Source organism: Sphingobium sp. FG58 (assembly GCF_057809055.1).
In genome coordinates, this window is sequence record NZ_JBMDJF010000002.1 from 328,668 (window position 1) to 344,079 (window position 15,412).

Consider the following 15,412-nt stretch of genomic DNA (forward strand, 5'->3'; position numbering starts at 1 on the left):
CCTATGCCCGACGAATTGACAGGCGACAAGCCGGGCCGATATATTTAGTCGATCGTTCAAATAATAAACGAGAGGCATGTTATGACGGTGGAATCCTTTCTGGGTCGCGCAATCGCGGACTATGATCCGCCTGTCCGTGGCGACCGCATTACCGGCGAACGCTATTATGCGCAGCGCTGGGCGGATGCGGAATGGCAGCATGTCTGGACCAGGACCTGGCATATTGGCGGCATGGCGGCCGATCTGGAGGAAGCGGGCGATTTCCTGACCCATGCGATCGGGCGGGAATCGATCGTGATGCTCTGTCAGGAAGATGGTTCGGTCAAAGCCTTTTACAATGCCTGCAAGCATCGCGGCTACCGCCTCGCCTGGACCGAGGTGGGCGGCGCGCCGCTGCTGACCTGCGGCTATCATGGCTGGAAATATGCGCCCGACGGCACGCTGGCCCATGTGCAGGACCCCGATGATTTTCCCGGTGGTTCCCCCTGCGGCAAGGTGAAGCTGGAGGAAATTCCCTGCACGGTTTGGGGCGGCTTCGTGTGGTTCACCATGGATCGCGACGCAGCCCCGTTAAGCGAATGGCTGGGCGCAGCGGGCGTGCAGCTGGAACAGTGGCAGATGGACAAGATGACGCGGGTGATGGCGCTCAAGTCCGACGTCCCATGCAACTGGAAGATCATCCGCGACAATTTCAACGAAAGCTATCATCTGCCCACGCTCCACCCGCAAATTGCCGGGTCGATCGACGATGCGCTGGACGGCACCATTTTCGAGATGAACCCTGAAGGCCATAATTGCATGGTGATGCGGGGCTTGAAGCCATCGGGCCGCTATCCGACTGCCGACATATTGGAAATGCCGCTGGCGCAGGCGCTGGACTATTGGGAGCTCGACCCCAGAGATTTCGAAGGCCGCGCCAGCCAGGCGCGCGAGGCGATATTGGCGCAGAAGCGCAAACTGGGCGCGGCGAAGGGCTATGCCCATTATGCGGCCATGGGCGACAGCGAGATTATCGACTATCACCATTATACCCTGTTCCCCAACATCACCCTGACCATGTGGCCGGACGGGTTCCAGTTGTTGCGGTCGGAGCCGCACCCGACCGACCCGGAACGCTGCATTTTCGACCATTGGTTCATGGCGCATGAAATCCCCGGTAGCGATGTCGTGTTCGGGCCGATGGGACCGACACCATTCGAGCAGGTCGAGCGTGAGACGGTGGTGTTCGGCACCAAAACGCTGGGCGATGTCGCGGATCAGGATATGAGCGTGGCGATCGGCCAGCAGCAGGGGCTTCATTCGCGCGGCTATACCGGTGGTATGCTGGCGGGGCAGGAAAAGCGGGTGCAGATGTTCCATGAACGGCTGAACGACCTGTGCGACATCCATGACTGAGGTGGAGGCTGTTGCGGTCCTGATCGCCAAGCAGCAATTGGCCGAACTGACCATGGCCTATTGCCGGGGTGTCGATCGGGCCGATGTCGCCCTGCTCCGGTCGATCTTCCATGCGGACAGCGTCGTGGAAAGCGGCGTGTTCAACGGCAGCGGGGCGGACTTTGCCGTGGAGATTTGCGCCATCGTCCAGTCCGCCTTTCACCAGACATCGCATATGACGACCAACCAATGGTTCCGGGTCGATGGCGACGAGGCTGTCGGCGAATCCTATGTGTTCGGGGTGGCGACGCCGCGCAGCGAAGCCGACCGGTCGGTGCAGATGCTGTCGGGCGGGCGCTATCTCGATCGCTTTGCGCGGCGGGACGGCGTGTGGAAATTCAGCGCGCGCCGCTATGTCAGCGACTGGGCTATCCACCAGCCGTCGGGCGGCCCGGACGATATGCTGCGCGCACCCTATCCGTTGCGCGGCGCGCAGGGGGCGGACGATCCCGTCCATGATCTTTGGAAAGGACCGGGCCAATGAGCGCCACCATGAACCGCCGTTTCATACTGGCGGCGCGCCCGGACGGGCTGCCGCAGGAAAGCGATTTCCGACTGGAGGATAGCCCCCTGCCCGCGCCCGGCCCCGGCCAGATCGTCATCCGCAACCATTATGCCTCGCTCGACCCTGCCATTCGCGGCTGGCTGGACGATGCGCCAAGCTATTTGCCGCCGGTTGCGCTGGGGGACGCGGTGCGGGCATCGACCATCGGCACGGTCGAAGCGAGCAATGTCGATCGGTTCCAGCCCGGCGACTGGGTGATGGGGTTGAACCGGATCGAGCACTATAGCGTCGTGACGCCGGACGATTTCATGCACCCGATCGACGTGTCGCTGGCCCCATCAGTGACCAGTTACCTGTCGTCCATGGGCGCGGTCGGGCTGACGGCCTGGTTCGGTGTCAGCGAGATTATGAAGCCTAAAGCGGGCCAGACCGTATTGGTCAGCGGCGCGGCGGGCGCGGTTGGCTCCATGGTCGGGCAGCTGGCGAAATTGCAGGGCGCGCGGGTGGTCGGCATCGCCGGGGGCGCAGCGAAATGCGCCAGGCTGATCGACCATTATGGCTTTGACGCAGCGATCGATTATCGCGGCAAGGATGTCGCGGCGCTGGCGGCGGACATTGGGGCCGCCTGCCCGCAGGGGATCGACCATGTCTATGAGAATGTCGGGGGCGTCTGCCTCGACGCCACGCTGCTGCATATCAACACCCAGGCGCAGATCATCCTGTGCGGGCTGATCGCCGAATATAATGGCGAGCCGCAGGGCGCGCGCAATATCTGGCAGCTGATCGTCAAGAGCGCGACGATGCGCGGCTATCTGCTGATGGAATTTGTCGATCGCTTTCCCGAAGGCAGCCGCGCCATCGCGGCGCTGATCGCGCAGGGCAAGCTGGTCTTTGACGAGCATATCGAGGAGGGGATCGACCGCGCCTATCCCGCCTTCATGCGCTTGTTCGATGGCAGCAATGAAGGGAAGATGATCCTGAAACTCGCCTGAGACGATTTTGCCGACAGTAAGCCATACATAGTGAAACGACTGCTCAGCCGATCATCATCAGGCTGGCATTCCCCCCCGCTGCGGTGGTGTTGATGGACGTGGAGACCTCCTCCATCAGCCAGTCGAGGCAATAGCCGTCCTGCCCCGGCGCATGAACCGGGACGATGCGGCCGGGCCAGTTGGCGACGTCCTGCACCATGGCGGAGACTATGTCCGGCTCACCGTCGACCAGCACGGCGGCTATGGGCGTGTTGGCGGGAATGGCGAAGCGGGCGGCGACGTCCGTCGGCAGACCGGGGGGCAGCGCCATGCCCTGCACCAGCGCGTCATTGCCGGTCGCGAGGATCGCGGCCATCTGGCGGAACAGGCCCGCGCGGGTGGTGGGGCGCAGCAGCATCGTGCCGCGCGGGTGGAGCGTGTAGAGATTACGCTCCCCCACCGGGCCGGGCAGCGTCAACTCCAGCCCCAAAGCGGACATGTCGCCGGTGCGGCGGGCGTGGGTGGCGGCGTCCCCCTCCCCCTGCGCGTCGAGCCAGTCGGCAAAGCTGTGGAGCGGGGAGACGAGCGGCGTGACCTGCGCCGCGCTGGCTGGCGGGTTGGTGACGAGGCGCCCTAGATAGAGCGGGCCGCCAGCCTTGGGACCAGTGCCGGACAGGCCGCAGCCGCCAAAGGGCTGGACCCCGACGATCGCGCCGATGACGTTGCGATTCACATAGATATTGCCAACCTTCACCCGCGATGTGACCCGCGCGATGGTCTCGTCGAGGCGGGTGTGGAGGCCGAAGGTCAGGCCGTAGCCGGTGGCGTTGATCGCATCGACCAGCGCGTCCAGCCCGTCCCGTTTGAACCGCAGGACGTGGAGGACCGGGCCGAAAATCTCGCGGTCGAGGTCTGTCAGGCCGTCAATCTCGATGATGGTCGGCGCGACGAAGGTGCCATATCTGGTTTCGGGCGGAAGCGGCTGTTGCTCCACCTTGCGGCCCAGTGCGCGCATCGCGTCTATATGGGACGTGATGCCGTCGCGGGCTTCGGCGGTGATGACCGGGCCGATGTCCACCTTGAGCGCGTCAGTTCGACCGATGCGCAGTTCTGCCAACGCACCCTTGAGCATCGTCAGGGTGCGGTCGGCGACTTCCTCTTGCAGGCACAGGACACGCAGCGCCGAGCAGCGCTGGCCCGCGCTGTCGAAGGCGGATGCAATGACGTCGGCGACGACCTGTTCGGCCAGCGCGCTGCTGTCCACGATCATCGCATTCTGTCCGCCGGTTTCGGCGATCAGCGGGATGGGATGGCCAGTGGGGGACAGGCGGGTGGCAAGCTGGCGCTGGATCAGGCGGGCGACTTGCGTTGAGCCGGTAAACATGACTGCGGCGGTCTGCGGCGCGGCGACGAGGGCTGCGCCGATGCTGCCATCGCCGGGGACCAGATGGAGTGCGTCGGTCGGAACGCCCGCTGCATGGAGCAGGCGGACGGCTTCGGCGGCGATAAGCGGCGTTTCCTCGGCAGGCTTGGCGAGGACGGCATTGCCCGCGACCAGCGCCGCGGCGACCTGCCCGGTAAAGATGGCCAGCGGGAAGTTCCACGGGCTGATGCAGGTGACGACGCCCAGCGGCTGTTGCTGAGGGCCGAAGCGGGTGCGGGCCTGCTGCGCGTAATAGCGCAGGAAATCGATCGCCTCGCGCACTTCGGCGATGGCGTTGGGGATGGACTTGCCCGCTTCACGGACGATGAGGCCGAGCAGGATGGGCATCCGCTCCTGCATCGCGTCAGCCGCGCGATCGAGCGCGGCGGCGCGGTCGGCGACTGGGGTATTGGACCAGACGCAAGCAGCTGCACGGACAGCGGCGGCCTGGGCTTCTTGCGGCGTGGCGTCGATGACGGTGCCGACAATGTCGCGATGGTCGGCGGGGTTGCGGACGGGACGCGCCTCCCCTGCCCCGCCTGCTGGCGCGGCGGTCCAGTCGAGCGTGGCGCTATGCCGGAGCGCCTGAGTCAGGGTGGCAAGCGTCGTTTCGTCGCTCAGGTCGAGGCCAGCCGCGTTGCGGCGGTCGGGGTAGAGGTTCGCGGGGAGCGCGATCAGATCATGATGCGCGCCGGGATTTGGCATGGCTTTGACCATGTCCACCGGGTCGGCGATCATCTCCTCGACGGACACCGCGGGGTCCGCGATGCGGTTGACGAAACTGCTGTTCGCGCCATTTTCCAGCAGGCGGCGGACGAGATAGGCGAGCAGTGTCTCATGCGTGCCGACCGGCGCATAGATGCGGCAGGGTCGGTTCAGTTTGCCCGCGCCCACCACCTGTTCGTAGAGCGGTTCGCCCATGCCGTGGAGGCACTGAAATTCATAAGAACCGATGCTGAAATCCGGGCCGGCCATCTGGTAGATGGTCGCCAGCGTCTGGGCATTATGGGTGGCGAATTGCGGGAACACCGCATCGGGCGCGGCAAGCAATTTGCGGGCGCAGGCGATATAGGCGATGTCGGTATGCAGCTTGCGGGTATAGACCGGGAAGTCGGCCAGGCCATCGACCTGCGCGCGCTTGATTTCCGCGTCCCAATAGGCGCCCTTCACCAGCCGCACCATGATGCGGCGGTCGGCGCGGCGGGCGAGATCGACGATCCAGTCGATGACGAAGGGGCAGCGCTTGCCATAGCCCTGCACGACAAAGCCGAGGCCGTTCCAGTCCATCAGCGCCGGATGGAGCGCGAGGCTTTCGAGCAGGTCGAGCGAGAGTTCGAGGCGATCGGCTTCCTCCGCGTCGATGTTGAAGCCGATATTATAGCGCTTGGCGAGGGCGGCGAGTTGCTGCACGCGGGGCAGCAGTTCGGCCATGACCCGGTCCGCCTGGGCGCGGGCATAGCGCGGGTGGAGCGCGGACAATTTGATCGAGATGCCGGGACCGGCGTAGATGCCGCGCCCCGCCGATGCCTTGCCAATGGCGTGGATGGCCTGCTCATAATCGGCATAATAGCGCGCGGCATCGGCGGCGGTGGTCGCCGCTTCGCCGAGCATGTCATAGCTATAGGCGAACCCCTTGGCCTCCATCGCCTTGGCGCGTTTGAGCGCTTCCTTGATGGTTTCGCCGGTGACGAATTGTTCGCCCATCATTCGCATAGCGAGGTCCACGCCGCGCCGGATGACCGGTTCGCCCGCGCGGGCGACGAGGCGGGTGAGCGCTGCGCCAAGACCGCGATCGTCCACGCTGCCGACCAGCTTGCCGGTGACGACCAGACCCCATGTAGCGGCATTGACGAACAGCGACTTGTCGCTGCCCAGATGCGATCCCCAGTCGCCGTCGGCGATCTTGTCGCGGATCAGCGCGTCGCGAGTGGCCGCGTCAGGGATGCGCAGCAGGGCTTCGGCGAGGCACATCAGCGCGACGCCCTCCTGACTGGAGAGGGCATATTCCTGCACCAGCCCTTCGACGCCGCTACCCTTGTGATTGGCGCGGAGCGCGGTGACGAGGGCGCGGGCGGTGTCGCGGGCAGCGGCGCGGATTGCGTCCGGAAGGGGCGCTGCTTCGATCAGGGGCGCAAGCGCCTCCGCCTCGTCCCGGCGATAGGCGGCGGTGATCGCCTGGCGCAGGGGGGATTGCGCGCGGATGGCGGGGGCGAAGGCGGCGAAGGGGAGCTGAGCGGTCATGGCGCGCAGAATATCGCATTTGCGTAAGTCGATCCGACTTTTCAAACGGGTATTCATGAGCGATATGACTTTTAATTCTACTATGTTAGGTCATGTGGGTGGATAAATTGCTACAAACAGTCGATCTGGATGATTTCGATCGCAAGATCATCGCCGCGCTGGTGGAAGATGGGCGGATGACCGTCACCGATCTGGCCGTCGCGGTCGGGCTGTCCAAGACGCCCTGCCAGATGCGGCTGCGGCGATTGCAGGAGAGCGGGGTGATCCGGGGGTTCCGGGCGATGGTCGATCCGGCCAAGCTGGGGATGGACCATGTCGCCTTTGCCGAGATCAAGCTGTCCGACACGCGCGAGAGCGCGCTGGCCGAATTTAACGATGCCGTGCGGCGCATCCCCGAAGTCGAGGAATGTCATATGATCGCCAGCAGTTTCGACTATCTGCTCAAGGTACGGACGGCGGATATAAGACGCTATCGCACCGTGCTGGGCGAGAAGATTTCCAGCCTGCCGCATGTCGCCAGCACATCGACCTTCGTGGCGATGGAAACGGTGCTGGAGGCAGGCGGCAGACGGAAATAGGCCGCGTCAGTTTGGGCGGAAGGTGGCCAGCGCTGCGCGGGCGCCGTCTGTTTCAAGGATGGTCAGCCAGTGGATCAGCGCGTCGCGGAATAGCGGGTTCGCGCCCAGGGCTGGCGGGATGACGGCGTCGACGGCGAGGATGGCAACCACCCGATCCTGCGTCGTGCTTGCCGCGCCGAGGGCTGCGGCGATGGGCGTCGCCAGCGGATCGTCCACGATATGGGGCTGGCCCAGATCATCCTGCCCGGCCTGCCAACGAACCCATGCGGCGACGGCCAGCGACAGCGCGTCGATCCCCTGCCCCGCCGCCAGTCGCGCGGCGATGGTGGCGAGGAGGCGCTGGGGCAGTTTCTGCGATCCGTCCATCGCGATCTGGCGAGTGCGGTGGCGCAGTGTGGGATTGTCGAAACGCGCCATCAACTCGCGGCGATAGGCGGCGACGTCCAGTTCCGGCGGGGGAGACAGGGTGGTTTCCGCTTCGTCCCACAGCGCTTCGACGAAGATGCGCGCTTCGGGCAAGGCGAGGACGTCATGGACATGGTCGATCGCCGCGAGGCCGCCCAGATAGGCGATGCCGCTATGTGCGCCGTTGAGCAGGCGGAGTTTGGCTTCTTCCCATGGGGCGACGGCGGCGGTGATCTGGACCCCTGCGCCGAAATCGGGGCGCGGGCCGCAGAACCTGTCCTCGATAACCCATTGGATGAAGGGTTCGGTTTTGACCATCGCCTGATCCTCGACACCCAGGCGCGCGGTCAGGGCGGCGATGTCGTCGGGCGTGGTGGCGGGGACGATGCGGTCCACCATGGTTTCGGGGAAAGAGCCCTCCGCCGCGATCCAGTCGGCCAGCGCGGCGTCATGGCGGCGGGCAAGCGCCAGCACGGCGTTGCGCAGGCGCGTGCCGTTATGGGGGAGATTGTCGCAGCTGATCGCGGTGAAAGGCGCAAGTCCCGCCGCCTTGCGCTGTGCCAAGGCAGCGACGAGATAGCCGGGCGCGGTTTGGGGGGCGTCGAGTGAGACGAGATCGGCGGCGAGTTGCGCATCATCCTCGATCAGCGCGCCGGTCGCCGGGTCGAGCTTATAGCCCTTTTCGGTGATGGTGAGCGTGACGATATGGGTGTCGGGCGACGCCAGCGCGGCGATGAGCGCTTGGCAGTCTTGCGGGGCGACGATGACATCCTGCACCGCACCGATGATGCGCGCCTGCTCCGATCCGCCGTCGCGCACCAGCATGGTGTAGAGGCCGTCCTGTGGCACCATCTGGTCACGCACCGATGGCGAACGGAGCGAGGCGGCGATGATGCCCCAGCGCAGATCGCCTGCGTTCAGGGCATTATCGAACACCACCGCCTGATGCGCGCGGTGGAACGCGCCGATGCCCAGATGGACGACGCCTGCCTTTACCTGCGCGCGATCATAGCCGGGGCGGATGACGTCGGCGGGCAGACTGGCGAGCGTCTGGCTCGACAGGCGGCTCACAACTTGTAGGCCTGCTTGACGAGATCATAGGCGAGCGCGCGGGCGACCTCGAACGCTTCATCCTCTTCCATGCGATGTTCCACGACCAGTTGCGCCAGCCAGCCGCAATCCATGCGGCGGGCGACGTCATGGCGCGCGGGGATCGACAGGAAGGCGCGGGTGTCGTCGTTGAAGCCGACCGTGTTGTAGAAGCCGCCCGTTTCGGTCGCGCGTTCGCGGAAGCGGCGCATCCCTTCCGGGCTGTCATGGAACCACCAGGGCGGGCCAAGCTTGAGCGCGGGATAATGGCCCGCCAGCGGCGCGAGTTCGCGCGAATAGACATCCTCGTCCAGGGTGAAGAGGATCAGCGTCAGGCGCGGATCGGTGCCGTAAAGGTCGAGCAGGGGCTTCAATGCCTTCACAAATTCCCCGGCGGTCGGGATGTCCGCACCCTTGTCCTTGCCAAAGCGCGCCAGTACGGCGGCATTATGGTTGCGGTGGACGCCGGGATGGAGCTGCATCACCATGCCGTCGGCGATCGACATACGCGCCATTTCGGTGAGCATATGGCCGCGGAACAGTTCCGCCTCCGCCGCGCTGACCGGGCCGCTGGTGACTTTGGCATAGAGCGCCTCAATCTCCGCGCGGGGCAGGTTGGCGGTGAAGGCGGACGGGTGGCCATGGTCGGTCGAGGTCGCGCCAGCCGCGCGGAAATCGGCGCGGCGCTTTTCATGGGCGCGCAGATAGCCCGCGAAGCTGGCGGCATCCTCGCCCGCAATGGCGCAGAAGCGCTGGACATTGGCGATGAATTTGGGGTCGTCGGGGTCCAGCACCGGATCGGGGCGATAGGCGGTGACGACCTTGCCGTTCCAATCGCTGGCGCGGATGGCGCGGTGATGGTCGAGCGGGTCGAGCGGACCTTCGGTGGTGGCAATGACTTCGATATTGTAGCGATCGAACAAGGCGCGCGGGCGGAAAGCCGGGGTTTTGAGCGCGGCGTCGATAATGTCGTAATAATGGTCGGCCGTTTCCGCCTCCAGCCGCACGTCGATGCAGAACGCTTCGGCGAACACCCAGTCGAGCCACATGCGCGACGGCGTGCCGCGGAACAGGTGATAGTTGGCGGCGAAGATGTGCCAGATGGCGCGCGGGTCGCTGGCGGTCGGGCTGCCATCGACGGTCGGCACGCCCAACTCTTCCAGCTTGACGCCCTGGCTGAACAACATGCGGAACACATAATGGTCCGGCACGATCAGCAACTCCGCCGGATTGGCGAACGGCTCGTCATAGGCGAACCAGCGCGGGTCGGTATGGCCATGGGGCGATACGATCGGCAGATCCCTGACACTGGCATAGAGCGCGCGGGCGATGTCGCGGGTACGCGGTTCGACTGGGAACAGGCGATCAGGGTGCAGGATGAGGGGCTTAGGCAAGAATCATGCTCCTTCGACGCTGGCTATGCCAGCGGTGGCAACGACCTGATAGCGCGGAATGATCAGATGAATAGTGCAAAGTGCGACTAGATAGGCGCAGGATGCGACAGCAAAGATCGGGCCGTAACTGCCGACGCTTTCCAATATGGTTCCGGCAAATTTGGCCATCATCATGCCGCCGATCGCGCCCGCCAACCCGCCAAGGCCGACGACCGATCCGGCCATCCAGCGCGGGAACACATCGCCCGGCAGGGCATAGAGATTGGCAGAAAAACCCTGATGCCCGGCGCAGGCCAGACCGATCAGGCCGACCGCGACCCACATGTTTGGCGCATGGCTGGCGAAGGCGATCGGCACGGCGCAAAGAGCGGCCAAGAACATTGCCGTCTTGCGCGCGCGGTTGACGCTCCAGCCCCGGCCCATGAAGCGCGAGGAGGCCCAGCCGCCCGCGACCGAACCGACATCGGCCAGCAGATAGACGGCGATCAGCGGCGGACCGAAATCCAGCATCTTGACGCCATATTGCTTGTTGAAGAAATCCGGCAGCCAGAAGAGGAATGTCCACCAGACCGGATCGATCAGGAAGCGGCCCAGCATATAGGCCCAGGTCTGGCGCAGGCGGAACAGGGTGGCCCATTTGACCGGGCGCTTTTCCTCGACCGGATCGGTTTCGATCCAGGCCAGTTCCTCTGCCGAAAGGCTCTTTTTCTCACGCGGGCGGCGGTAGAAGCTGAGCCAGGCGGCGAGCCACACCACGGTGAGCAATCCAGTGAGGATGAAGGCCCAGCGCCAGCCCATGGTGACCGCGATGATCGGGACGATCAGCGGCGTCAGGATCGCGCCGACATTGGAGCCGGCGTTGAAGATGCCGATGGCGAGCGCCCGCTCCTTCTTGGGGAACCATTCATTGGTCGCGGCGATAGCGGCGGGGAAGGTTCCTGCTTCGCCAATGGCAAGCGGGATGCGGGCGATCAGCATCCCGGCGGTCGAAGTGAAGAAGATATGGGCGACATGGCCGATCGTCCACAGCGTCACCGCCAGCGTATAGCCCGCGCGCGCGCCGATCCGGTCGATCAGGCGACCGAAAAAGACATAGGCAATGCCATAGCCAGCCTGAAACCAGATGGCGAGATCAGCATAGCCGCTTTCGGTCCAGCCATAGCGTTGTTGCAGGTCGGGCTTGAGCGTCGGCAGGACGAGGCGATCGACATAGGATAGCACGACCGCCGCGAACAGCAGGGCGCAGACGATCCAGCGTATTTTGCCGGACGGTTTGGGAATGTCTGTCACTGGCCGCTCCAATGAAAATCGTTGGTGATCCGTCCCCGAAGGAAGGGTGAGAGCAGATGTGCAGGCCGCCCCCACCCTTCCGCGCGATCGGCGCGCCTTCCCTCCCCCGGCAGGAGAGAGAAATCCGTTCCTGGGTTGGCATCACCAGTTGAACATGGTGCCATCTTCCAGCCGGTTCACCGGCAGGAACGCCCGATTATATTCATATTTCGCAGCCAGTTCCTCGTCGATGTCGACGCCCAGACCCGGCGCTTCGCCCGGATGCATCGCACCGTCGGCAAAGGTATAGGCGTGGGGGAATACGGCGTCGGTTTCGGGCGTGTGGCGCATATATTCCTGCACGCCGAAATTGGGGACCGACAGGTCGAAATGCAGCGCGGCGGCCATGCAGACCGGCGACAGGTCGGTCGCGCCATGGCAGCCGGTGCGGACCTGATAGAGATCGGCCAGGTTCGCGATCTTGCGCAGATGGCTGATGCCGCCCGCATGAACCACGGTGGCGCGGATATAATCGATCAGCTGGTTTTCGATCAGTTCGCGGCAATCATGGATGGAGTTGAAGATTTCGCCCACGGCCAGCGGCGTGGTGGTGTGCTGACGGATCAGCTTGAAGGCTTCCTGATTTTCCGCCGGGGTCGCATCTTCCAGCCAGAAGGGGCGATAGGGTTCCAGATCCTTGCCCAGACGGCCCGCCTCGATCGGGGTCAGGCGATGGTGGATGTCATGCAGCAGATGCACGTCCCAGCCCAGCGCTTCGCGTGCCGCCTTGAACAGTTCAGGCACGATGCGCAGATATTTGCTGGTGTTCCAGACATTTTCGGTCGGCAGGTCGGCGTCGGCGGGCTCGTAGAAATATTTGTCCTTGCTGACGCCATAGGTGGACGCCATGCCCGGCACGCCGCACTGGATGCGGATCGCCTTATAACCCTGCGCCTGATATTCCAGCGCGACCCGCACGGTATCTTCGACCGTCGTGCCATTGGCATGGCCATAGACCATCACGCTTTCGCGGCTGGCCCCGCCCAACAGCTGGTAGACCGGCAGGCCCGCCAGCTTGCCCTTGATATCCCACAGCGCGGTATCGACCGCAGCGATGGCCGACATGGTCACCGGGCCGCGCCGCCAATAGGCGCCCTTGTAGAGATATTGCCAGATATCCTCGATCCGGTGCGCGTCGCGGCCGATGAGGCAGGGAATGACATGGTCCTGCAAATAGCTGGCGACGGACAGTTCGCGGCCATTGAGGGTCGCATCGCCCAGGCCATAGACGCCATCGTCGGTGATGATCTTCAAGGTAACGAAATTGCGGCCGGGGCTGGTGACGATGACCTTGGCGTCAATGATCTTTGGCATGGGACGGTCCTGTTGCGATGAGACGAAGGTGGCGATTTGCGTGATGTCGGTATGAGGCCGACACGAAAATGATACCGTTACCATCTGATCGGGGCCGGCACGCTTGTCAATCCTGCACCGCAGCATGAAATATGGCGGCGATGCTGCACCCTATGGGGTCATTTTGCGCTTCGTGATGACCGCCTGGTTACGCTACGACCTTGTCCATGATCCATTTTGCACGACAAGGCCCGGTCCGTTGAGTGAAAGCAGAGCATCGCGCCGCCAGCGCAACGCACCGACGATCAATGACGTAGCGCGCCATGCCGGGGTGTCGCCGATGACGGTGTCGCGCGTCATCAATCGCGAACCGGCGGTCCGCCCGGCCACGCGCGCCAAGGTGGATGCGGCGATTGCAGCGCTCAACTATGCGCCAAGCCCTGCGGCGCGCAGCCTGGCAGGCGGCGAGGAAATGCGGATCGGCCTGCTCTACAGCAATCCGTCCGCATCCTACCTCAGCGAATTTCTGGTCGGCAGCCTGGAGCAGGCCAGCGGTAGCGGCGTGCATCTGATCGTCGAGAAATGGGATGAGCAAACGTCGGTCAAGGCGGTGATCGACCGTCTGTCGCGTGGGCGGATCGACGGGGTGATCCTGCCGCCGCCGCTATGCGATCTGGAGGCGATGGTGCAGGCTCTGGCCGCAGCCGACATAGCGGCCGTTGCCGTCGCCACCGGGCGATCGGGCGGTAATCTGGCCGCGGTGCGGATCGACGATCGGCAGGCCGCCTATGAGATGACCCGCCACCTGATCGCGCTGGGCCACAGCCGCATCGGCTTTATCAAGGGCCATCCCAACCAGAGCGCCAGCCGTCGGCGGATGGAGGGCTATCTCGCGGCACTGGGCGAGGCGGCTATTGCCGTGCAGGACGATTATATCGCGCAGGGCTATTTCACCTACCGGTCCGGGCTGGATGCGGCCGAACAGATATTGGCGCTGGCCAATCCGCCGACTGCCATCTTTGCCAGCAATGACGATATGGCGGCGGCGACCGTGGCGATCGCCCATCGGAACGGGCTGGACGTGCCGGGCGACCTGACCGTTTGCGGCTTTGACGACACGTCGCTGGCAACGACCATCTGGCCGGAACTGACGACGATCCGCCAGCCGATCAGCGCCATGTCGCGCGCGGCGGTCGAGTTGCTGGTGCAGATGCTGCGCGCCCGGAGGAGCAAGATGGAGACGGAACCGGCGCATCTGGTGCTGGACCATCAGCTGATCCGGCGGCAATCGGACGCGCCGCCACGGCTGCGGCCGAAAGTGGGCGGGATTTGGTAACGCCACGGGGCGCTGAAACAAGTTGGGTGTTCCCGCCTGAGCGGGAACACCCAATCCTCTACCGCGACACGTTTACGCTTCGCCGAATACCCGGCGGAAGATGGTGTCGACCTGCTTGAAATGATAATCGAGGTTGAACTTGTCCTCAATCTCCGCGACCGGCAGCGCGGCGGTGACATCAGTGTCGGCCTTGAGCAGCTCCAGTAGCGAAAGCTGGCCGTCCGATTCCCACACTTTCATCGCGTTGCGCTGGACATAGCGATAGCTGTCCTCGCGGCTGACGCCCGCCTGGGTCAGGGCCAGCAGCACCCGCTGCGAGTGGACGAGACCGCCCATCTTGTCGAGATTCTTCATCATCCGCTCAGGATAGATGAGCAGCTTGTCGATGACCCCGGTCAGGCGACCCAGCGCGAAGTCGAGCGTGATGGTGGCGTCGGGGCCGAAGAAGCGCTCGACCGACGAATGGCTGATGTCGCGTTCGTGCCAGAGGGCGACATTTTCGAGCGCCGGAACAACAGCGGCGCGGACGACGCGGGCAAGGCCGGTCAGGTTTTCGGTCAGCACCGGGTTGCGCTTGTGCGGCATCGCCGACGAACCCTTCTGACCGGGCGAGAAATATTCCTCCGCCTCCAGCACTTCGGTGCGCTGGAGATGGCGGACTTCGACGGCGAGGCGCTCGATGGACGAGGCGATCACGCCCAGCGTCGCAAAGAACATGGCGTGGCGGTCGCGCGGGATCACCTGGGTCGAGACCGGCTCGATGGCGAGGCCCAGCTTCTCCGCGACATGCTCCTCAACCGCCGGATCGATATTGGCGAAGGTGCCGACCGCGCCGGAAATAGCGCAGGTGGCGACTTCGGCGCGGGCGGCGATCAGGCGGGCCTTGCAGCGGCTGAACTCGGCATAGGCTTCGGCCATTTTGAGGCCGAAGGTGACGGGTTCGGCATGGATGCCATGGCTGCGGCCGATGGTAGGCGTCAGCTTATGTTCGAAGGCGCGGCGCTTGATGACCTCAAGCAGCTTGTCGATATCCTCGATCAGCAGGTCCGACGCGCGGGCGAGCTGGACCGCGAGGCAGGTGTCCAGAACGTCGGAGCTGGTCATGCCCTGATGCATGAAGCGGGCTTCGTCGCCCACCTGTTCGGCCACCCAGGTCAGGAAGGCGATGACGTCATGCTTGGTGACCGCCTCGATCGCGTCGATCGCGGCGACGTCGATCGCCGGATTGGTCGCCCACCAGTCCCACAGCGCCTTGGCCGCCGATGGCGGCACCACGCCCAGCTCGCCAAGCTTCTCGGTCGCGTGCGCCTCAATCTCGAACCAGATTTTGAAGCGGGCTTCCGGTTCCCAGAGGGCGGTCATTGCGGGACGGGAATAGCGGGGGACCATGGGCGAATCCTGCATAGGAGAGGGA

At 64.5% G+C, this 15,412-nt stretch carries 11 protein-coding genes; 5 read left to right on the plus strand and 6 right to left on the minus strand.

Going from position 1 to position 15,412, the window contains the following annotated elements; all coding sequences use genetic code 11:
- Positions 1-81: 81 nt before the first annotated feature.
- From ACODR8_RS04360 to ACODR8_RS04370, 3 genes are read left to right on the plus strand one after another with little or no spacing between them, the layout of a single operon-like run.
- Positions 82-1,395, plus strand: a complete 1,314-nt coding sequence (locus ACODR8_RS04360; protein WP_489006106.1) for an aromatic ring-hydroxylating oxygenase subunit alpha — start codon at positions 82-84, stop codon at positions 1,393-1,395.
- Positions 1,388-1,918: a nuclear transport factor 2 family protein gene (locus ACODR8_RS04365; RefSeq protein WP_489006107.1), complete on the plus strand. Its 531-nt coding sequence runs from the start codon at positions 1,388-1,390 to the stop codon at positions 1,916-1,918. The genes ACODR8_RS04360 and ACODR8_RS04365 overlap by 8 nt, the downstream gene beginning before the upstream one ends.
- Complete coding sequence (locus tag ACODR8_RS04370) at positions 1,915-2,931, plus strand: NADP-dependent oxidoreductase (protein ID WP_489006108.1); 1,017 nt, start codon at positions 1,915-1,917, stop codon at positions 2,929-2,931. Before ACODR8_RS04365 ends, ACODR8_RS04370 begins: the two co-directional genes overlap by 4 nt.
- A 43-nt stretch (positions 2,932-2,974) precedes the next feature.
- On the opposite strand, the gene putA is transcribed toward ACODR8_RS04370, so the two are convergent.
- Entirely contained in the window at positions 2,975-6,574 is a 3,600-nt protein-coding gene (gene putA, locus ACODR8_RS04375) for a trifunctional transcriptional regulator/proline dehydrogenase/L-glutamate gamma-semialdehyde dehydrogenase (protein WP_489006109.1), read from the minus strand.
- 92 nt (positions 6,575-6,666) lie between these two features.
- Between putA and ACODR8_RS04380 the strand changes: the two genes are divergently transcribed.
- On the plus strand, positions 6,667-7,152 hold the full coding sequence (locus ACODR8_RS04380) for an Lrp/AsnC family transcriptional regulator (RefSeq protein WP_489006110.1): 486 nt from the start codon (positions 6,667-6,669) through the stop codon (positions 7,150-7,152).
- Between the two features lie 6 nt (positions 7,153-7,158).
- On the opposite strand, the gene ACODR8_RS04385 is transcribed toward ACODR8_RS04380, so the two are convergent.
- From ACODR8_RS04385 to manD, 4 genes are all read right to left on the minus strand, one after another.
- Positions 7,159-8,628 carry a mannitol dehydrogenase family protein gene (locus tag ACODR8_RS04385; protein ID WP_489006111.1) on the minus strand — a complete coding sequence of 490 codons (1,470 nt, stop codon included), beginning with the start codon at positions 8,626-8,628 and terminating at the stop codon, positions 7,159-7,161.
- Positions 8,625-10,040, minus strand: a complete 1,416-nt coding sequence (gene uxaC / locus ACODR8_RS04390) for a glucuronate isomerase (RefSeq protein WP_489006112.1) — start codon at positions 10,038-10,040, stop codon at positions 8,625-8,627. Before uxaC ends, ACODR8_RS04385 begins: the two co-directional genes overlap by 4 nt.
- A 3-nt stretch (positions 10,041-10,043) precedes the next feature.
- The gene (locus ACODR8_RS04395; RefSeq protein ID WP_489006113.1) at positions 10,044-11,330 is read right to left on the minus strand and encodes an MFS transporter; all 1,287 of its coding nucleotides are present in this window, start codon (positions 11,328-11,330) and stop codon (positions 10,044-10,046) included.
- 141 nt (positions 11,331-11,471) lie between these two features.
- Positions 11,472-12,683 (minus strand): D-mannonate dehydratase ManD, encoded by a 1,212-nt coding sequence (manD, locus tag ACODR8_RS04400; protein WP_489006114.1) that lies wholly within the window; start codon positions 12,681-12,683, stop codon positions 11,472-11,474.
- 238 nt (positions 12,684-12,921) lie between these two features.
- Here manD and ACODR8_RS04405 point away from each other — a divergent pair, with 238 nt between their 5' ends.
- Positions 12,922-13,998: a LacI family DNA-binding transcriptional regulator gene (locus ACODR8_RS04405; RefSeq protein WP_489006192.1), complete on the plus strand. Its 1,077-nt coding sequence runs from the start codon at positions 12,922-12,924 to the stop codon at positions 13,996-13,998.
- A gap of 72 nt (positions 13,999-14,070) precedes the next feature.
- On the opposite strand, the gene purB is transcribed toward ACODR8_RS04405, so the two are convergent.
- Entirely contained in the window at positions 14,071-15,387 is a 1,317-nt protein-coding gene (gene purB / locus ACODR8_RS04410) for an adenylosuccinate lyase (protein WP_489006115.1), read from the minus strand.
- Positions 15,388-15,412 lie beyond the last annotated feature (25 nt).